At 70.0% G+C, this 15,062-nt stretch carries 12 protein-coding genes and 1 tRNA gene; 6 read left to right on the top strand and 7 right to left on the bottom strand.

The window, feature by feature from the left end:
* Positions 1-8: 8 nt before the first annotated feature.
* From OHU74_RS15055 to OHU74_RS15045, 3 genes are all read right to left on the bottom strand, one after another.
* Positions 9-218, bottom strand: coding sequence for a DUF397 domain-containing protein (locus OHU74_RS15055; RefSeq protein ID WP_371616373.1), 210 nt, complete (start codon positions 216-218; stop codon positions 9-11).
* A gap of 182 nt (positions 219-400) precedes the next feature.
* Positions 401-1,285, bottom strand: a complete 885-nt coding sequence (locus OHU74_RS15050; RefSeq protein WP_330296940.1) for a helix-turn-helix transcriptional regulator — start codon at positions 1,283-1,285, stop codon at positions 401-403.
* A gap of 201 nt (positions 1,286-1,486) precedes the next feature.
* Complete coding sequence (locus OHU74_RS15045; RefSeq protein WP_250742596.1) at positions 1,487-2,221, bottom strand: GPP34 family phosphoprotein; 735 nt, start codon at positions 2,219-2,221, stop codon at positions 1,487-1,489.
* A 163-nt stretch (positions 2,222-2,384) separates the two neighbouring features.
* On the opposite strand from OHU74_RS15045, the gene OHU74_RS15040 reads away from it, so the two are divergent.
* The 6 genes from OHU74_RS15040 to OHU74_RS15015 all read left to right on the top strand — a co-directional run bounded on the left by OHU74_RS15040 (position 2,385) and on the right by OHU74_RS15015 (position 11,006).
* Entirely contained in the window at positions 2,385-5,264 is a 2,880-nt protein-coding gene (locus tag OHU74_RS15040; RefSeq protein ID WP_371616372.1) for a serine hydrolase, read from the top strand.
* A 136-nt stretch (positions 5,265-5,400) separates the two neighbouring features.
* Positions 5,401-7,356 (top strand): MFS transporter, encoded by a 1,956-nt coding sequence (locus OHU74_RS15035; protein WP_371616371.1) that lies wholly within the window; start codon positions 5,401-5,403, stop codon positions 7,354-7,356.
* A 106-nt stretch (positions 7,357-7,462) separates the two neighbouring features.
* A complete protein-coding gene (locus tag OHU74_RS15030) occupies positions 7,463-7,666 on the top strand; it encodes a hypothetical protein (RefSeq protein ID WP_371616370.1) in 204 nt (67 codons plus the stop codon).
* Positions 7,667-7,932: 266 nt separating this feature from the next.
* Positions 7,933-8,640, top strand: a complete 708-nt coding sequence (locus OHU74_RS15025; RefSeq protein WP_371616369.1) for a hypothetical protein — start codon at positions 7,933-7,935, stop codon at positions 8,638-8,640.
* Between the two features lie 198 nt (positions 8,641-8,838).
* Entirely contained in the window at positions 8,839-9,477 is a 639-nt protein-coding gene (locus OHU74_RS15020; RefSeq protein WP_371616368.1) for a sortase domain-bontaining protein, read from the top strand.
* A 215-nt stretch (positions 9,478-9,692) separates the two neighbouring features.
* A complete protein-coding gene (locus OHU74_RS15015; RefSeq protein ID WP_371616367.1) occupies positions 9,693-11,006 on the top strand; it encodes an ATP-binding protein in 1,314 nt (437 codons plus the stop codon).
* 20 nt (positions 11,007-11,026) lie between these two features.
* Here OHU74_RS15015 and OHU74_RS15010 read toward each other — a convergent pair whose 3' ends face one another.
* The 4 genes from OHU74_RS15010 to OHU74_RS14995 form a co-directional block, all read right to left on the bottom strand.
* On the bottom strand, positions 11,027-11,824 hold the full coding sequence (locus tag OHU74_RS15010) for a hypothetical protein (protein WP_371616366.1): 798 nt from the start codon (positions 11,822-11,824) through the stop codon (positions 11,027-11,029).
* A 158-nt stretch (positions 11,825-11,982) separates the two neighbouring features.
* Positions 11,983-12,055: transfer RNA gene (locus OHU74_RS15005), tRNA-Arg, on the bottom strand.
* Positions 12,056-12,451: 396 nt separating this feature from the next.
* Positions 12,452-13,930 (bottom strand): hypothetical protein, encoded by a 1,479-nt coding sequence (locus OHU74_RS15000; protein ID WP_371616365.1) that lies wholly within the window; start codon positions 13,928-13,930, stop codon positions 12,452-12,454.
* The gene (locus OHU74_RS14995) at positions 13,923-14,861 is read right to left on the bottom strand and encodes a hypothetical protein (RefSeq protein WP_330296917.1); all 939 of its coding nucleotides are present in this window, start codon (positions 14,859-14,861) and stop codon (positions 13,923-13,925) included. The genes OHU74_RS15000 and OHU74_RS14995 overlap by 8 nt, the downstream gene beginning before the upstream one ends.
* Positions 14,862-15,062: the final 201 nt, after the last annotated feature.

Genomic DNA, 15,062 nt, shown 5'->3' with positions numbered 1-15,062 from the left:
CTCGATGTTCAGGCGAGGCGACCCAGTCGGCCCTCGGTCACATCGGTGACGAAAGAGGTCCAGGAGCCGGGCGCGAAGGTGCAGGACGGACCGTCCTGCACCTTCGAGTCGCGGACCGCGATGGTCTCCATGACGGGGGACTTGACCTCGACGCAGGCGCCGTTGGCGGAGTACGAGGACTTGGTCCAGTTTTCCGTAGCACCCTGACGAATAGCCATGTTTCTCTCCGGTTCAGCGAGTAGTTCGGCTGTCTGCCAGCCAATTCTCCGGCTGACGTGATCGACGCTACCCGCAGCGCCCCATGTGCGTTGGGGGCGTTCACCCGACCGAGTGGCATATTCCATTCAGGTCTTCTGCGGCCGGGGAGTGACGGTGTACCGTACCGGCCTTTTGTGGAACCTCACTTCCTCTTGCCAGCGAACTCCTCGATGATCTCCGAGATGAACTGCCTGGTCTGGTCGACATTGAGGGCCTGTGCACGCAGATGTTCGTACATCACGCTGTATTTCTGGACGTCGTTGGCCTTTTCCAGGTACAGATCGCTCGTCACGCCCTCGATGTACACCACGGTCGAGTCCGAGGCGTCCGGGAATTCGAGAATGGCGTACTGGCCGTTGACGCCCGGATGGGCGCCCATCGAGAACGGCATCACCTGCACCGTGACGTGCGGCTTCTCCGACTGCTCTATCAGGTACTCGAGCTGGTGGATCATGAGCTGCGGATCGCCCACGTGCCGCTGCAGGGCCGCCTGGTCGATGACCGCCCACAGGCGCAGCGGCCCGAGCTCCGGATTGTTGTTGTCGGTCTCGGAGAGCCGCTTCTGGCGGTGCATCCGGACCTGGACCCGCTTGTCCACGTCGGCCGGAGTGGTCTCCGGCCAGGCGCCGCGGACGAGGGCCTGGGCGTACTCGGGGGTCTGGAGCAGTCCCGGGATCACCAGGGGCTCGTAGGTGCGCAGGCTGGCGGCGTCCGTTTCCAGGCCGATGTAGACGCTGTACGGGATGTCGCCGAAGGCGTGCCACCAGCCCTGCTGGCGCGAATCCTTGGCCATCTGCATCAGGGAGTCGACGAGCCGCCGGTCCTCGACCTCGTAGACGTCGCACAGGTCGCGGACGTCACGCTGGCTGATGGAACGACGGCCGTTCTCCAGCCGACTGATCTTCGACTGGGAGACGAGCAGGCGTTCGGCCACCTGCTCGGCCGTCATGCCCTTGTCCTCGCGGAGTTTGCGCAACTCCATGCCCAGTCGGCGGCGTCGGACGGTGGGATTGACATTGGACGCCACGTGAACGGCACCTCCGCCTTCTTCTTTCGCTGTCTCTCTGCGTGTCTGATGGTGAGCAGACTGCCACCGAAGGGCGTGACCTCGCTGGCGAACGCCGGGAAAGCAAACGCGCGGGGCGGTGGGGCCGGTATACCGGCCCCACCGCCCCGCGCGCTTGCATGTCCTGCCCGTTCCTGCCCGTACAGCGTCCCCGCCGGTGGATCAGTGCGCGGCCGCGCGGGCCATCGCACCCGTCCGGCGCGGCTGCAGCGGAACGGCTGCCGCCGTGGCCCTCGCGGGCTGGGCCGGTGCGCGGTCACGGCGTGGCTGTGCGGCCACACCGTTCTGGACGTCCATGACGGCATGCGCCACCAGTCCGCCCATCGGGTCGTGCCGGATCAGGTCCCGCAGTCGGGACCTGGACGACCGCCCCTCGTTGCCGGGGTACAGGTGCTTGCCGAGTCCGACCGCGTGGGCCAGTGCGGCAAGCGCCGCGGTCCGCGGGTCCGGCGGTACACCGGTGCGGATCGCACTGTCCAGCCGGCCACGGATCTCCCGGCTGATTGCCGTGTCGGTCGCCTGGTAGCGAGTCGTCGGCAACACCCCGCACATCTGGCCCGCGACGGCATGGACCATGCCGCAGCGCTCCAAGTGAGCGAGGTAAATCTGACGGAGCCCCAGTCGGGGTCCGCCAATCCAGTGGACGGCCCGAACCGGGCTGCCGCGCCTGCGCAGCAACTCCAGTGCGGAGTCCAGTGTCGGATCTCCTGTCGGCCGTGGCATCACCACGGCGATACGATCCCCATCAGGGGCTATCCGTCCTGCCAGAGCCAGCTCCACTAGCTGTGCCCCGGCCAGGCCGAGGTCGAGCGACTGCGGCTGCGCCGTGGTACCCGTGGCCGGGTCCAAGGCGAGCAGCAAAAGCTCCTCCGGAATCGTTCTGCGGCTCTTGCCCATCCATGCCTCCCCGCGTGGATGAGTGACAGGGTGACGCCTCTCACATTCATCTGTCGAGAGCGCCTGGCCGCTTTGTGGGGGAACCATCAGCTATGTCGTTCTCGTCTAGCACGGGGGCGATGCCCCCGAGACGGGACACTGTTAGACATTCGGACAGCCGGACGTGGTGGCGATCGAGGAGGAACTGGTGGCGGGCGAGTCCCCCGACAAGTCGGTTGATGAAGGAACGTCGGGGGCGGCGGAGTCCTCACAGGGGCACGACCCGAGGGTGTCGGTGTTCCGGCCCAGGGACCCCGAAGACGGGTCCGCGGGGCGCCGCGGTGCGGATGCCCGCGGTGACGATGCCCGCGGTGACGATGCCCGCGAGGTCGATGCCCGCGAGGTCGATGCCCGCGAGGGCGAGGGCGACGCCGGTTCGGGATCGGACTCCGACTCCGGTGCCCCCTCCGGCCGGGATCCGCTGAGGGAGGCCGTGGCGGCGTGGGTCGCCACCGCGGAGCCCTCCGAGGGCGAGCCGGACGAGGCCGCGCCGGGAGCGCGGACCGAGGTCTTCAAGGCCCTGCCTGAGGAAGCCGCGACCGAGGACGGGGCCCCGGCCGACGCCGAGGGTACGGATTCGGATGCGGGTCCGGTTGCGGATTCCGCTTCGCGTCGTGAGGGCGCCGAGTCGGGTGCCCGGCCGGCGGCTTCGGAGCGGGTGTCCGCGGCCCCCTCGGCCGCGTCGGCCCCGGGTGGGTCCGCCGCCTCGGATGCCGATCCGCGGGGCGCGGCCGCCGAGCCCGCGGCCCGGCCGTCGGCTGCTCCGGCCAAGGATTCCGCTTCGAAGTCGGCTTCGAAGTCGGCTTCGAAGTCGGCCGGGTCGGACGACAGCGACCGCACGGCCGTGTTCCGCGCCGTGGCCCCGGTGGCTGCGGCTCCTGCGGCTGCGGCTTCCGATGCCTCTTCCGCTGCCTCTTCCGATTCCGCCTCTGAGTCCCCCTCCGGTTCCGGTTCCGGTTCCGCCTCGCCGTCCCGTTCCGATTCCGCTTCTTCCTCCGCTCCCACCCCCGCTTCTGCGGGTCCGGGTGCCGGCTCCGGTACGGGTTCCCGTGCGGGCTCCGAAGCTTCGGCCGCCGAGCCGGGCGACAGCGACCGCACCGCGGTGTTCCGTGTCGTGAAGCCCCCGGCTGCTGGTTCCGCTTCGGTGCGCGAGGGCGGCCAGGGCGGCGACTCCGCCCCGTCGAAGCCCGCGGCCACCCCGAGCGCCCCGGAGCCCAAGGGCTCCGCCGCCGCGAAGGGCGCACCGGCCGGGCCCGCTGCTCCGGCAGAGCCGGCCGAGCCGGCCGACAGCGAGCGCACTGCCGTGTTCCGGGCCGTGAAGCCCGCCGCTCCGGCTGCCGAGGGGCCGGCCGATAGCGAGCGCACTGCCGTGTTCCGGGCCGTGAAGCCCGCGGCTCCGGCCGCCGGTGAGCCCGTCGACAGTGAGCGGACCGCCGTGTTCCGCGCGATCAAGCCCGGCGCCACCAGGCCCGGGACCTCGAAGGAGGTTCCGACCGGCGCCGTCGGTGGGGAGCGCGCGAGCAAGTTCGTACCCCTGCGGACCGACGAGGGCGCCGAGCGTTCCGCCACCGGGCAGGCGCCGAAGACGGCGCCCCCGGCCACCCCGGCCACCCCGGCCGCGTCAGCGGCACCGGCCCCGGCCTCCACCCAGGCCTCCGCTCCGGCCCCGGCTCCCGCCCCGGCCGCGAAGGTGTCGCCCGAGCGGACCACGCAGCAGCCGCTGCCGCCCAAGCCGCCGCTCGACATGCTGGCGGACCTCACCAACAACCCGCCCCCGCCGCCGAGCGCGGCCCGGACCGCCCTGCGGCGGTTCAAGATCTATGCCCCGGTCGTCCTGCTCCTGGCGGTCGTCCTCGCCGTCGTGCAGCTGGTGCGCCCGCTGCCCCAGCCGACGCTGAAGATGACCGCGAAGGACTCGTACACCTTCGAGGGCGGCGCCCCGGTCCTGCCGTGGCCGAAGGAGGGCCAGGCCTACATGGCCGCGGCCGGTCTCGGCCCCGTGGGCAGCTTCGGGGACCAGAAGCCCGTCGCCATCGGCAGTGTCGCGAAGGCCATGACGGCGTACGTCATCCTCAAGGACTTCCCCATGAAGAAGGGGGAGAAGGGGCAGATGATCCCCATCGACAAGACGGCGGTCGAGGACGGCAAGAAGGAGACCGAGGGCGAGTCCACGGTCAACAACTTGAAGGAGGGCGGCACCATCTCGCAGTACGACGCCCTCGCCGCGATCATGATCCCGTCCGCCAACAACGTCGCGCGGCTGCTCGCGCGCTGGGACGGCGGGCCGGAGGCGTTCGTCCAGAAGATGAACGCCACCGCCAAGGACCTCGGGATGACCAATACGACGTACACGGACCCCTCGGGTCTGGACGCGACCACGGTCAGCACCGCCGAGGACCAGGTCAAGCTCGGCCTCAAGCTCGTCGAGATGCCGGAACTGATCGCGATCACCAAGCTGCCGAACTGGGTCGACCCCTCGAACAAGTCCTGGCGGAACTACAACACCCTCGTTCCCTTCAACGGCGCGATCGGCCTCAAGACCGGCTCGACCACGAAGGCCGGCGGCAACCTGCTCTTCGCCGCCGAGAAGAAGGTCGGCAAGACCAACCAGCTGATCGTCGGCGCGGTGCTCGGCCAGCACGGCGTGCCCATCCTGGACACGGCGATCGCGGCGAGCAAGGACGTCCTGCTCGCCACGCAGAAGGCGCTGACGGCCGCGACCGTGGTCAAGAAGGGCGATGTCGTCGGCTACGTGGACGACGGGCTCGGCGGCCGCGTCCCGGTCGTGGCCACCGCAGACGTGGAAGCGGTCGGCTGGCCGGCGCTCAACGTCGCGATCAAGCTGGGTGACGACGCGGCCAAGATCCCGCAGGCCGCGAAGGCGGGCTCGGAGATCGGTGTGCTGACGGTCGGCGAGGGCGCCAGCCAGGTGAAGGTGCCGGTGGCGCTGCAGAGCGACCTCAGCGCGCCCGGCATCGGCAAGAAGCTGACGCGCGTCGGCTGACCCGTCCGGCGCGGGTTCGGATGTGGAGCGGTCCGGCGTCCCGGGGCAACCCCGGGACGCCGGACCGCGTCTACGGACCGAGGAGCGGGACCGGAGAGCGGGACCGGAGACTCATCGTGTTGGGGAGTACGTCGGCGTGACCATCGCTGAGCGGTCGGAACAGGGCCGGGAGCAGGGCGAGAGCCAGAGCGGGATCCGGGGCGGGAGCCAGGGCCCCGGTCCCGGGCCGCTCCGCCGCGCCCTCGACGGGGCCCACCGGCATCCCGTGGTCGTGGCCACCGCTCTGGCCGCGCTGCTGCACGTGGTCTGGTTCTTCGCCTTCGCCAACAGCGGCGGCGACCTCGCCGCGCAGGACGCCTGGGCCGAGTTCGTGGGCCGTCATCCCGACTCCGCGTACAACCTCGCCTGGTACGGCGGCATGCACCCGGTCTCGTACAGCGTGGTCTCTCCGTACGTGATGCACGTGCTCGGCGTCCGGACCACGATGATGATCGCCGGTACGGTCTCGGCCGGGCTGCTGGCGCTGATCCTGACCCGCTGCCGCCGGGCCGTGCGCGAGCCGCTGTGGCCCGCCCTGGCCGGGGTGTACGGGCTGCTGTGCAACGCCCTGTCGGGCCGGGTCACCTTCGGGCTCGGGGTGATGTTCGCCCTCGGGGCCGTCGCCGCCGTCTTCTGCTGGCCCCGCAAATGGGCCGAGCGGCGGTGGGCCAAGGCCGCCGTCGCGGCCCCGCTCGCGGCGGTCGCCACCGCCTCCAGCCCGGTGGCCGGGCTGTTCCTCGGGGTGATCGCGGCCGCGCTGTTCCTGAACAAGCGGCGCCCGGGTGCGTACGCGCTGGGGCTGGCCCCGGCCGCGGTGGTCGGCCTGTCGGCGTGGCTGTTCCCGTTCTCCGGGACGCAGCCGATGAAGCTGCTCTCGGCGGCGCTGCCGTTCGCCTGCGCGCTGGCCGCGCTGTTCCTCGTACCGAAGAGCTGGAAGACGGTCCGGACCGCGTCCGCGATCTACGCCCTCGGCGTGGCGCTGACCTGGGCGATCGACTCCCAGGTCGGCTCGAACGTGACCCGGCTGGCGATGCTGTTCGGCGGGGCGGTGCTGCTCGCCGCGCTCCCGTACGCCGGCGCTCCGCGCTCGCGCCGCTGGTACGGGGTGCTGCTCGCCCTCACCGGAGTCACCGCCTGGATCACGGTGAACAGCGTCACGGACATCGTCCGCACCACCCCGATGGCCTCCTGGAGCCGCGAGCTGGCCCCGCTGGTGGACCAGCTCCAGAAGGCGGGCGCCGACCGGGGCCGGGTGGAGGTGGTCCCGGCGAGCAGCCACCGGGAGTCCTCCGCCTTCCCCGCGTACGTGAACCTCGCGCGCGGCTGGAACCGCCAGGCAGACCTGGAGCGCAATCCGCTCTTCTACGACGACAGCCTGGACGCCGACAGCTACCGCGACTGGCTTGAGCGCTGGGCCGTGCACTACGTGGTGCTGCCCGCCGACAAACCCGATGAGGGCGGCAAGGACGAGGAGAAGCTCGTGCGCGAGGGGCTCCCGTACCTCCAGCAGGTGTGGGGCGACGCGAACTGGCAGCTCTTCAAGGTGATGGACCCGACGGACCTGGTCGCCGGACCGGCGACGGTGGTACGGGCGAGCGCGGACCAGCTGGTCATCGACGTGAAGCAGGCCGGCCGGGTGCTGGTGCGGATTCCGCACTCGCCGTGGCTGGGGCTGGTGGACGCCGCGGGCAAGCCGGTGGAGCCGCCGCAGGAGACGGCGGCGTCGAAGGAGGCGGCCAAGGCGGCGAAGGAGGGGAAGGAGGGATCCTCCTCTCCCACGCCCTCCTCCGGGTCCTCGGGATCCTCCGGGTCCTCCCGGCCCTCCTCCGAGCCGAAGCAGACGGTGCCGAAGGAGTACGCGAACACGGCCGGGTGCCTGTTCAAGGCGCCCCCGGACGCCACCGGGGACGTATGGACGGAGCTGCTGGCGCCGGCGCCGGGGGAGTACCGGGTGGCGGCGAAGTACCAGCTGCCGCGGGGCACGCCGTGCCCGGAGGAACTGATCTACGAGGTGCTGGGCCCGGCGGAGCGGCCGACTCCGTCGCGACCTTGATCAAGATATCTTTTACGTACGGTCCGGGTGCGTTGGTCCGTATTTCTGCATACGATCCCAGTAGTCCGATCGAGTGTCCCGAGTCTTTTAGGGAGTTGACGGCGGGATGAGCAAAGAGCAGAAGCATGACGTCCGAGCGGCTTTGGCGAAGGCCCTGGATGCGCCCGGCCCGCCGCGCGGGCAGACGCACGGCTTCGACCATGAGCTCCGGAGCAAGATCAAGGGCGGAGCGCACACGAAGGCGGCGCTCAAGCGCGCCGGAACCCCACAGGGTGACCGCATCGGCGAGCGCAGCCGGGGCCTGAGCTAGGCCGTCCCTTTCGTCATACGTCAGCCCTTCCGGCCCGGCCGGAAGGGCTTTCGCATGCCCGGGGAAGACGAAATTGATTGCACTTTCATGCAAATGAGGGCTCTTAACTGCTTCGCGGGAAAGCGTCCCGATAACTGTTACATTGCCGAGGCATTACCAAAACATGACCCTCGTAACGTCTTGTCCGTCGCCAGGGCGGACCACCCGAACCGGGTGGTCCGCCCGGACCGAGACCACAGGCGACGCCGACCCGAGGGGAACCACCCATGCGCGCCACCTTCCGTACCGCCGCCGTAGCCGCCGGTGCCATCACCGCCCTGGCACTGCCGACCGCCCAGGCCTTCGCGGCCGACGCCCCCAGCACCCCTTCGGCCGACGCCCCCAGCACCCCCGCGGCCCCTTCGGCCCCCACGGCTCCCTCCGCCGCGAGCGACCCCTCGCCGACGGCCCCCGCCAAGGAGATCCGCCGCGAGGCGGTCCGGGAGTACAAGAACCTCGGCGGCTCCGGCTTCGACGCCCGCGTCTACAAGACCAAGGCCGGCTACGAGGCCGACCTGCTGAACAACAAGTCGGTCTGGCACACGATGAAGACGGACGGCAAGAAGGCCGACAGTGCCCAGCACAACGGTGCGCACTTCGTCCTGAACCCGGACGGCACGATGAAGGGCTGGACCGAGGGCGGCAAGCCGACCGCCAAGCCGGAAGCCAAGCCCGAAGCCAAGCCCGAAGCCAAGCCCGAAGCCAAGCCCGAAGCCAAGCCCGAAGCCAAGCCCGAAGTGAAGCGGGAGGCCAAGCAGGACGCCAAGCAGGACAAGAAGGTCACCCCGAAGGGCGGCGTGCGAGCCGGTGCCGAGGGCGTCGAGTCCTCCGGCGGCGAGGGCACCCTCCTGATCGCGGGCGGCGCCGGCCTGGCGGCCACGGGCGCGGCGGGCCTCGGCTTCGCGATGCTCCGCCGCAACCGCACGGAGCGCTGACCAGCCCGCCCTCCGACCCCCGGCAGCGGCGCCGCACACGGGGTGCTGCTCCGCATCCGACCCCGCTCGCCGGGCCCACCGGCCGAGGGCGGCCGGCCCCGGCGCATGGGGCCGCCGCCGCGCCGGACGACGTAAATCTCCTGTAGTTCCCCAGCTCTGCCGTTCCCTGCCTGCCACGCCGCCACCCCGGAGTACGACATGACCCGCACCGCCGCCCCCGCCGCCCGCCGCAGGGTCGTCGCCTCCACCGTGCTCGCGCTCGCCGGCATCGGCATCGGCTCGCTCACCGCCTGCGGGGGCGGCCCCGAGCTGCCGCCGGACCCCAAGGTCGGCAGCACGGCGGCCGCCGCGGCGGCCGGCGCCGCGACGACGCCCACCCTGCCGAAGTCGAAGCCGACCGGTATGAAGATCGACTCGGCGGGTGTGGACGCGAAGAAGATGGTGGACCTCAAGGTGGACCCGGCGACCGGTGAGCTCGGCGTGCCGGACGCCGACACGGACGCGGACACCCCCGGCTGGTGGACCGAGGGAGTCACCCCGGGCGAGAAGGGCGCGGCCGTCCTCGTCGCGCACTTCGACACGAAGCACGGCCCGGCCCTGATGAAGAACGTGAAGAACATCAAGCTCGGCGACGTCATCGAGGTGGCGCGGGAGGACGGGAAGACGGCGAGGTTCAAGATCCGTGAGATCGAGGACGTCGACAAGAAGAAGTTCCCGACGGACAAGGTCTACGGGGACACCAACCGCTCCGAGCTGCGCCTGCTGACCTGCGGCGGAGAACTGAAGGACGGCCACCGCACCAACAACGTCATCTTCTACGCCGACCTGGCGGCGTAGAACCCCCGCACGCCGACGGCCCTCTCCGACACCCTCTCCGACGCCCTCGGAGGAGCCCGCCGCCATCCCCTCCCGGGGGGCGCATTACCGTGATCTGACCGGCTCCTGGACGGCCGCATTCAGAGGATCATGAACGACACCCAGCACACCCCGAACACCCTCGGCCCCGGGCCCACCGCCCGCGACCTCACCCGTACCCCGCGGGCGGAACGGTGATGCGCGGCGCACGAGCGGCACAGGAGATACGAGGCCCACGCCCGGGGACCCGGATACGCCTCCCGGCCTGGACCGCCACGCTCACCTGGAAGGCCGCGGTCTTCATCACCCTCATGTGCTGCGGTCTGGCGGCGCTGCTCGGCACCCTCGTCCACGACGCGATGACCCGGCAGACCGTGGGCGTCGCGCGCGAGCGCGCCCTGGCCAAACTCGAACGGATCACCGACCTCTACGAGAGCGGCGCGAGCACCCCGCGCGGCGAGGGCGTCCGCGCGGCCGGCGTGCCGCCGGAGCTCCGCGCGCTGGCGGCGAGCGGCAAGCGAGGCACCGCCGTCGGCGAGCACCGCGGCCGGTCCGCGATGTGGGCCGCGGGCCCCGCCGACCGGGGGCAGGTCATCGCGGCGTCCGTGGACTACAGCGGCAGCGAGGAGACCATCGCCGACCTGGACCGGGCCATCCTCGGCTCCTCCGCGCTGGCCATCGGCGGCACCCTGCTGATCGGCGCGTTCGGCGTCACCCGGATCACGCGGCGCCTGCACCAGACGGCGCAGGTGGCCCGCCGGATCAGCGCCGGCGACCTCGACGCCCGCGTGAACGGCTCCCCGCGCGGCAAGGACGAGGTCGCGGCCGTCTCGAGCGCCCTGGACACCATGGCCTCCTCCCTCCAGCGCAAGCTGGAGTCGGAGCGACGCTTCACGGCGGACGTGGCCCACGAACTGCGCACCCCGCTGACCGGCCTGAACGCAGCCGCCGAACTCCTCCCGCCGGGCCGCCCGGCCGAGCTGGTACGCGACCGGGTGCAGGCGATGCGCTCGCTGACGGAGGACCTGCTGGAGATCTCCCGGCTGGACACGCGCAGCGAGCGGGTGGAACTGGACTCGTACGACCTGCCGACCCTGGCGGCCCGGGCGATCGCCGCGAGCGCACCCTCACCCACCAACCCCACCTCACTGGTGATCGAGTCCACCCCCCTCCGCGTGGAGACGGACCGCCGCCGCCTGGAACGCATCCTCGGCAACCTGATCGCGAACGCCCACAAACACGGCGCGGCCCCGGTCACGGTGACGGTGGACGGCCGCACCCTGACGGTCACGGACGCCGGCCCGGGCTACCCGGACTACCTCCTGACGGGCGGCCCGCAACGCTTCCGCACGGAAGGCATGAACAAGGGCCACGGCCTCGGCCTCACCATCGCCGCGGGCCAGGCCCGCACCCTGGGCGCGACCCTCACCTTCACCAACCCACCCCCAGGCGGCGCCCAGGCCCGCCTCACCCTCCCGGACCCCCCGAGGCAACACCCGACCCCACCGTGACCCGGCAATGACGCGGTCGCTCAATTCAGGCCGGGCACCTTACTTTTGACCGGCAGTCCCTTCGACGGCGTCATTTCGAACACCCCGCTCTCAGGGATTCGGCTCTTTCCCGACGTCGCTCCGTCCACCCAAGAGAGTTCCGCATACCATGAGCGACGGTGCGATCCCGGATCCACCTCGATGAGCAGGTAAGCGGGATCCGATTTCGATGCCTTGTACGGGAATTTCAGATCGTCGGCCCTCCAGCCTTTGTGGACGTCAGCAGAGACGCTGGTCCAGTAAGGCGGCTTCAGGTCCAAGTCAACTCGACCCACATGATAGGTAACGCCATTTCCGCACCTCTTTTCGGGCTCTACGACTGTCCCTGTGAGGCCGGGTTTGACATCCATCGTGTGGAAGACCACATTGGTGATGACCACCGCACGGTCGTCGCTTGCCGTGAGCGCTACAGTCAGCCAGGCCGGCCCCGCGGGCACCGCACCAAAGGCGTGCGGGTCCTCATCCCAAGTCTTTCCGTTCTTCCGCGGCCCCGAGCCGGGCGGCGTGTTCATCAGCGGGTCGGAAGTCGAATACGGGTAAACCTGGCTGACCTCTTTTCCACACGTGCCGGCCATACCGGGCTGGACGCCAATGTTCAGCAGAGGCCCTGCTTCTTCGGATCTGACTCCCAGCCTCACAGGCTGGTTGAGAACCTTCGCCTCTCCGGTGCTGATCAGGCCGGTCAGCCATGCCACGACGACGCCAGTGGCAACAACTCCGAACGCGCCCAGGAGCCATTTCCAAGTACGGGATAGAAGCCCATTTCTGGGTTCGTCCACTTTCGCTCCACGGCGAGTAAGCCCCCTGCCATTGGAAATAAGCGTGCGGCAGTCCGGCCGGAGCTGACAGCCGTGTGACCCAAATGCGTGACCCGCTCGATGTCCAGCACGGACGTCAAAGGCCCCCAGCCATGATCGGCTGGGGGCCTTTGTGCTTGTGCCCTCGGCAGGATTCGAACCTGCGACACCCGCTTTAGGAGAGCGGTGCTCTATCCCCTGAGCTACGAAGGCGGGGGCTTGTCGGAAACGTTGCCGGAAACCCCAGAGGGATCGCGCGAGCTGCCTCGACAAACATGCTGGTCAGATGACCTGAGCACACCCAGGTGGAGATGCCCTCGCGGACACTTTCCCGGGCACACGCTTGGGAGCCGTCTGACCGCTGACAGCCTAGCGGATCGTGCTGGGAGTGGTCGCATGGATTGCCGTGGGGGCCGGGCTGAGGCGAAGACATGGTCGTGACCTGGGATTTCTGAGTGTCTCGGGTGGTGGGTGGGCTGGCAGGGGGCGCTGCACGGGTGTGGGCGGACTGCTGGAGCATCCGTTCTGTTCCGCTTGCCCCGGAGGGGGCGTTAACGGAGCGACGGCCGCGCCCTGGGGTGGGCGCGGCCGTCGTGGGGTCAAGGGGTGTCAGGCGATGCGAAGGACCTGTTGGGCGTTGCTGCGGGCCGCCGCGAGGTGGATCTGGTGGCTGGTGGCGTTCTGGGAGAGCGCGAAGCCGAGGACGAAGATCTTCTGGCGCTCCACGCCGTAGGCGATCATGCGGCGGTTCCAGAGGCTCTGGTCGAACTGGCTGTGTACGGACTCGGAGTCGGCGCGGTAGGGGTACAGAAGTTGGTGGGTGAGGCTGGCCTCGGGGATCTGCTGAAGGTATTCGGCTCGGTGGAAGCCGCGTTCGCTGTCGCTCTTGATGCGCTTGCCGGTGTCGACGGAGCGCAGGGTCCTGTCGGCGGGGGTGGTGGTGATACCGACGGGGACGCGGTAGCCGTGGTCGCCGTGCCGGCAAGGGATCTTCAGGACGTGGTACCAGCGGCTCTTGGCAGCTCCGGCGCGGTGCTCGAGCTTGAGGATGGGGAGGGGTTCGAGGATGCGGGTGCCGTCGTCGATGCGGATGCTCTCGGCGATGCGGCCTTGGTCGCACCAGAGCTCGTGGCCGCTTCGGCAGGGGCTGATGCGCTCGTAGAAGACGGGGGCGACGGATCCGTGCTGCTTGTTGATGGCCAGTAGGCCGGTCCGGGCGAGGGCGTCACGGTGGACGCCGCGGAAGGCTCCGTCGTAGACGACGCCCATGCAGTGGGGCAGCGCGTCCTTCAACATGTGGAACTGTCGTACAGCAACGGCTGCTTCGTCTTCGTACTCACCGCCGGCGACGTGGGCGAAGCTGAGGATGACACGGGTCCAGTAGCCGGTGTCGCGTCCGGAGGCGAAGAACCACTTGGTGCCGCGTACTCGCTTCTTCTCCTTCTCTCCGTTCTCGTAGTAGATGCGGGCGGCCGGGTCGACGCGGTGGTTTCGCATCAGACCGGTGTCCTCGTCCGCGATCTCCTCGGCGCGTGCTTTGGAGGGCGCCTTGGGGACGGTGGCGTCACCGACCAGGAGCTGCCGGCGCTCCGGCCTGCTCCACACCTTGGGTGCGTCAGAGGGGAACAGGCCCTGGCTCAGGGCTTGCTGGGCGGCGTACCCGCGGAATGCCTCCTCGAGTGCGTCGGCGGCCGGTACGAGGAGGTTGTTCAGGGCGTCCTGGTACTGCCCGCGGGAGGGCGCGGTGAGGGGCAGGGCTGCCGCTGCCCTGCGGCCCAGGTGGCGGCGGATGCTCGCCCGTACGCTGCGCCAGTCCTGGGGAGACGCCAGGAGCCCCGTGGTGGAGCGCTTGGACTTCGTCACCGGGGTGAGGGCAGCCATGATCAGGTAGACGATGCCCGGGTACTCACGGGGGCAGCCGACGACGTTCGGCGGCGGCAGGAGTTCCGCCATCTCGTAGAGCAGCGGGTAGTCGAGGCAGTCGCGAACGCGCTCGGTGGTGCTGCGCTGGTCTTGGTCGGTGAGCTGGCGTTTGCGGTTCGGGCGTTCGGACTGGGGCTTGGGGGTTCCGAAGACGTCGTCAGGCACGGGCCGGACCCCCGTCGGTGAAGGCGGGGTCGGTCTGCCAGTCGTAGCCGACGATGGAGGCGGCCCTGTCCAGGGATCGGATCCCGAGCCGTCGGGCGGATTCCTCGATGCGACCGGTCACTTCGAAGGTCTCGACGGCGGCACGGGTGGTGACGGAAGCCGGGGTGACATCTGGTTCTCCGCCGAGGCCGATCCTGCGGATCAGGTCGCGGAGCGCGACGCACGATCGCGACTGCAGGGCCGGATCGGATGCCGGGGTGCTGGACACCGCGAGGCGCGCGGTGCTCTTGTCCGGGTGCTGAGCGAGGACGTCGCGCGCTCGATCGGCCAGTACATGGCGGCTCCAGGCGTCCAGCCGGCACCAGCGGGGGTCGTATTTGCGCGCTCCGTGCATCCAGACGCGGCTGCGCGGCAGGTCGAGGTCGGCCACGACGCTGTGCCCGATCTCGCCGCTGTGCCCGCCGGCCAGGGCGAGGGCGGCCGCGGCTGCGTGCCGGGTCGGCCGGGCCGCGTATGCGGCGTGGTGGCGCAGCAGCACGGCCTCGTCTTCGGTGAGAGGGCGGGAACCTTCGTAGGTGCGGGCGGGCAGGACGATGTGGCGCGTCGGATCCTGGTCGCTCAGCCCGAGCTCGTGCAGTGTGCGGAAGGCGGTCCGCAAGACGCTTAGGCGGCCCCGGCGGGTAGATACCGCCGAGTCCGAGACGTGGCCGTGGCGGCTCCGGCCCTTGGCGTTGACGAAGTCCTCGGCGATGACCTCGGTGACGTCCGAGATGAGCAGTACGCCTCGTGCAGTGGCGTTCCGCCTGAACCTCTTGATGAGGAGACCGAACTTGTCGAAGGTCTGCTCGGACATCTCATCGAGGGCTGTCATCTCCCGCCACGCGTCGATGACGAGGTCGATGGCATGGATGAGAGACAGGTCGCTTCCCATGATGACGGTCCTCCGGAGGGTCGGGGAGAGCAGTTCGACCCCTCCCCCGACCCTCTGACTGGGAAGATTCGAATGATTCATTGTGTTCCGTACTTGCACCATCACGGTGGGCATCTGTGATCTCCGCTGCAACCCGGCGTGGGCGAATGGATGAGGACGCGCCGAAGAGACCCCGGGCGGGACGGCCCGGGGCGTCATTCG

Source organism: Streptomyces sp. NBC_00454 (assembly GCF_041434015.1).
In the GTDB taxonomy this organism is placed as follows: Bacteria; Actinomycetota; Actinomycetes; order Streptomycetales; family Streptomycetaceae; genus Streptomyces.
The sequence above is the reverse complement of the archived record's forward strand: the minus strand, read 5'-3'. Positions and strand labels throughout refer to the sequence as shown.

Excerpts from the sequence above, each read along its gene's own strand:
- OHU74_RS14995 (WP_330296917.1), bottom strand. The coding sequence starts at position 14,861 with ATGGGAAGCGACCTGTCTCTCATCCATGCCATCGACCTCGTCATCGAC.
- OHU74_RS15020 (WP_371616368.1), top strand. The coding sequence starts at position 8,839 with ATGACCCGCACCGCCGCCCCCGCCGCCCGCCGCAGGGTCGTCGCCTCC.
- OHU74_RS15025 (WP_371616369.1), top strand. The coding sequence starts at position 7,933 with ATGCGCGCCACCTTCCGTACCGCCGCCGTAGCCGCCGGTGCCATCACC.
- OHU74_RS15045 (WP_250742596.1), bottom strand. The coding sequence starts at position 2,221 with ATGGGCAAGAGCCGCAGAACGATTCCGGAGGAGCTTTTGCTGCTCGCC.
- OHU74_RS15030 (WP_371616370.1), top strand. The coding sequence starts at position 7,463 with ATGAGCAAAGAGCAGAAGCATGACGTCCGAGCGGCTTTGGCGAAGGCC.
- OHU74_RS15015 (WP_371616367.1), top strand. The coding sequence starts at position 9,693 with ATGCGCGGCGCACGAGCGGCACAGGAGATACGAGGCCCACGCCCGGGG.
- OHU74_RS15055 (WP_371616373.1), bottom strand. The coding sequence starts at position 218 with ATGGCTATTCGTCAGGGTGCTACGGAAAACTGGACCAAGTCCTCGTAC.